Source organism: Enterobacter cloacae complex sp. P13B (genome assembly GCF_014895915.1).
GTDB classification, from domain to species: domain Bacteria; phylum Pseudomonadota; class Gammaproteobacteria; order Enterobacterales; family Enterobacteriaceae; genus Enterobacter; species Enterobacter bugandensis.
The window spans coordinates 1-3372 of sequence record NZ_JADBQN010000060.1; the positions used below are offsets into that span (position 1 = coordinate 1).

Annotated in this window: 2 protein-coding genes; both read left to right on the forward strand. The window is 57.5% G+C overall.

The window, feature by feature from the left end; translation table 11 throughout:
• The first annotated feature begins 436 nt into the window (after positions 1-436).
• Entirely contained in the window at positions 437-2026 is a 1590-nt protein-coding gene (purH, locus tag IM273_RS21205; protein ID WP_049138094.1) for a bifunctional phosphoribosylaminoimidazolecarboxamide formyltransferase/IMP cyclohydrolase, read from the forward strand.
• A 15-nt stretch (positions 2027-2041) separates the two neighbouring features.
• A complete protein-coding gene (gene purD / locus IM273_RS21210) occupies positions 2042-3334 on the forward strand; it encodes a phosphoribosylamine--glycine ligase (RefSeq protein ID WP_193051921.1) in 1293 nt (430 codons plus the stop codon).
• The last annotated feature ends 38 nt before the right edge of the window (positions 3335-3372 follow it).

Genomic DNA, 3372 nt, shown 5'->3' on the forward strand with positions numbered 1-3372 from the left:
ATAAATTGTTAAAGAGCAGTTGCAACGCGGCTTTCAGCTCACCGTTGCGAGGTGGCGTATATTACGCTTTCCTCTTTCAGAGTCAACCCGTTATTTCAGGATTTTTTCTCTTCAACCGACCGGGTTAACTGTGAAGTGATTCACATCCGCCGTGTCGATGGAGGCGCATTATAGGGAGTTCTACGCAGGCCGCAACCGCTAAATGACAGAAAAATGACTGACTGCTGCATTCCCCAGCAAAACCCCTCCTTATACCCTTTTACACACAGAGTTATCCACAGCGCTTCGAAAAAGTGAAAATATGCGAGCGTTGCGCAAACGTTTTCGTTAAAATGCTCGCGCTTAACAAGGAGGCCTCGTCAGGTGTGTTAGATGAGTTTTTCGCTGGAAAATTCATCTAACGCTCTCTGTAATCGTGAAATCCAGGGGATTTACCATGCAACAACGTCGTCCAGTCCGCCGCGCTCTGCTCAGTGTTTCTGATAAAGCCGGTATCGTCGAATTCGCTCAGGCACTTTCCGCACGCGGTGTAGAGCTGCTTTCTACAGGCGGTACCGCTCGCCTGTTAGCAGATAAAGGTCTGCCGGTAACCGAAGTGTCCGACTACACCGGTTTCCCGGAAATGATGGATGGACGCGTCAAAACCCTGCATCCGAAAGTGCACGGCGGCATTCTGGGCCGTCGCGGTCAGGACGACGGCATTATGGAACAGCATGATATCGCGCCTATCGATATGGTTGTTGTTAACCTCTACCCATTTGCCCAGACCGTCGCCCGCGAAGGCTGCTCTCTGGAAGATGCGGTTGAGAATATTGATATCGGCGGTCCAACCATGGTGCGCTCCGCGGCGAAGAACCATAAAGATGTGGCCATCGTGGTGAAGAGCAGCGACTACAGCGCCATTATTAATGAGATGGATGCTAACGACGGCTCCCTCACTCTCGAAACCCGCTTCGACCTTGCGATTAAGGCGTTCGAACACACCGCCGCGTACGACAGCATGATTGCCAACTACTTCGGTAGCCTGGTTCCTGCCTACCACGGTGAAAGCAAAGATCCTTCTGGCCGCTTCCCGCGCACCCTGAACCTGAACTTCATTAAGAAGCAGGATATGCGTTACGGCGAGAACAGCCACCAGCAGGCTGCCTTCTATATAGAAGAAGAGGTAAAGGAAGCCTCCGTTGCGACCGCCCAGCAGGTTCAGGGCAAAGCCCTTTCCTATAACAACATTGCCGACACCGACGCCGCGCTGGAATGCGTGAAAGAGTTCAGCGAGCCAGCCTGCGTTATCGTCAAGCACGCCAACCCGTGCGGCGTTGCGGTAAGCACCTCTATTCTCGATGCCTACGATCGCGCCTACAAAACCGACCCGACCTCCGCGTTTGGCGGCATTATCGCCTTCAACCGCGAGCTGGATGCCGAAACCGCGCAGGCCATCATCTCCCGCCAGTTTGTCGAAGTGATCATCGCGCCGTCCGCGTCCGAAGAAGCGCTGAAAATCACTGCGGCAAAACAGAATGTGCGCGTGCTGGTTTGCGGCCAGTGGGCGGAGCGCGTGCCGGGCCTGGACTTCAAGCGCGTGAACGGCGGTCTGCTGGTTCAGGATCGCGATTTGGGTATGGTGACAGAAGCCGACCTGCGCGTGGTGACCAAACGACAGCCGACCGAACAGGAGCTGCGCGACGCGCTGTTCTGCTGGAAAGTGGCGAAGTTCGTGAAGTCTAACGCCATCGTCTATGCCAAAGAGAACATGACCATCGGGATAGGCGCAGGCCAGATGAGCCGCGTTTACTCTGCGAAAATCGCGGGTATTAAAGCAGGTGACGAAGGCCTGGAAGTGAAAGGCTCCGCCATGGCCTCTGACGCCTTCTTCCCGTTCCGTGACGGTATCGATGCTGCGGCTGCGGTGGGCATCACCTGTGTGATCCAGCCTGGCGGCTCTATCCGCGACGACGAGGTGATTGCCGCTGCCGACGAACACGGCATCGCCATGATCTTCACCGACATGCGCCACTTCCGCCATTAATTCCCGGAGCAGAAAATGAAAGTATTAGTGATTGGTAACGGCGGGCGCGAGCACGCTCTGGCGTGGAAAGCGGCGCAGTCTCCGCAGGTTAAAACCGTCTTCGTGGCACCGGGTAACGCCGGTACCGCACTGGAACCCGCGCTGCAGAACGTGGCTATCGGCGTGACCGATATCCCGGCGCTGCTGAGCTTTGCCCAGACCGAGAACATCGACCTGACCATCGTCGGCCCGGAAGCGCCGCTGGTAATTGGCGTGGTTGACGCCTTCCGCGCTGCGGGCCTGAAAATCTTCGGCCCAACGGAAGGTGCCGCACAGCTGGAAGGCTCCAAAGCCTTCACCAAAGATTTCCTTGCGCGTCATAACATTCCGACGGCGGAGTATCAGAACTTCACCGACGTCGAGCCCGCGCTGGCTTACCTGCGTGAAAAAGGCGCGCCGATTGTCATCAAAGCCGACGGTCTGGCCGCCGGGAAAGGCGTTATCGTCGCGATGACGCTCGACGAAGCCGAAGCCGCGGTTCAGGACATGCTGGCAGGTAACGCCTTTGGCGATGCGGGCCACCGCATCGTGATTGAAGAGTTCCTCGACGGTGAAGAGGCGAGCTTTATCGTCATGGTCGACGGCGAGCACGTTCTGCCGATGGCCACCAGCCAGGATCACAAGCGTGTGGGCAATGGCGACACGGGCCCTAATACCGGCGGGATGGGCGCTTACTCCCCTGCTCCGGTCGTGACTGACGAAGTCCACCAGCGCACAATGGATCGCATCATCTGGCCTACCGTGAAGGGCATGGCAGCAGAAGGCAATACCTACACCGGTTTCCTTTACGCAGGTCTGATGATCGACAAGCAGGGCAACCCGAAGGTGATCGAATTCAACTGCCGCTTTGGCGATCCGGAAACCCAGCCGATCATGCTGCGCATGAAATCCGACCTGGTGGATCTGTGTCTGGCGGCCTGCGAAGGCAAGCTGGACGAGAAAACCTCAGAGTGGGACGAGCGAGCATCTCTGGGCGTGGTGATTGCTGCGGGTGGCTATCCAGGGAACTACAGCACCGGTGATGAGATCCACGGCCTGCCGCTGGAAGAGATTGACGGCGCGAAGGTGTTCCACGCTGGTACGAAGCTGGCTGACGACGACCGCGTGCTCACCAACGGCGGCCGCGTGCTGTGTGCGACCGCGCTGGGCCAGACCGTGGCAGAAGCGCAGAAACGCGCCTATGCGCTGATGGCGGATATTCACTGGAACGGCAGCTTCAGCCGTCAGGATATCGGTTATCGTGCTATTGCGCGGGAGCAGGGGGAGTAATTTCCCCCCTCACCTTAACCCTCTCCCGGTGGGCTGAG

Coding starts and splice junctions, on each gene's coding strand:
- purH (WP_049138094.1), top strand. CDS start 437: ATGCAACAACGTCGTCCAGTCCGCCGCGCTCTGCTCAGTGTTTCTGAT.
- purD (WP_193051921.1), top strand. CDS start 2,042: ATGAAAGTATTAGTGATTGGTAACGGCGGGCGCGAGCACGCTCTGGCG.